Here is a 532-nt window from a genome sequence, read left to right as displayed (position 1 = left end):
CTAATTCTCCTATAATCATAGCTACTGTTAGCTTCCCTATACCAGGAATTGAATGCATAACTTCGAAACATTCAAGTTGTTGAGCTAACTCAATCATCTCTTTATCTAGTTGAGACAATTGTTGAATTGAACTTTTTAATTGTTGAATTAATAATCGAACTTTTTTTACTAGAAATGAAGAATGTTTAACATTAGGATAACTTTCTTGTGCTATTTTATTTAATCTTTCAGCATAATTTTGTGCTTTTTGATAAGACAAATTTTTATTAGTGTATTCCATAATACTTGAAGTCAGGCTTTCAATATCTTTTTGACTAACTAAATCTGGGTGTGCATATTCTTCTATAATATTAAGCGCGATTTTTGAATAACGATTTTTAAACAATTTTTCAAGTCCTGGAAAAGTTTGATGAAGTAATTCGATAATCATTATTTTCAATCGATTTTGATCGTTTTCAATTTCAACATGAAATCGAGCTCGTTCACGTAATTCAAAGAAAATATCAGGATTTGAATCTAGACTGGTGCTCGC

At 29.1% G+C, this 532-nt stretch carries 1 pseudogene; it reads right to left on the bottom strand.

Annotated features, from left to right (window positions below):
• A pseudogene (locus tag LQ611_RS13945) lies at window positions 1–532 on the bottom strand (IS110 family transposase); the annotation flags it as partial.

The organism is Mammaliicoccus sp. L-M44 (genome assembly GCF_022386355.1).
Classification (GTDB): domain Bacteria; phylum Bacillota; class Bacilli; order Staphylococcales; family Staphylococcaceae; genus Mammaliicoccus; species Mammaliicoccus sciuri_A.
This window is presented reverse-complemented; position numbering and strand designations above follow the sequence as displayed.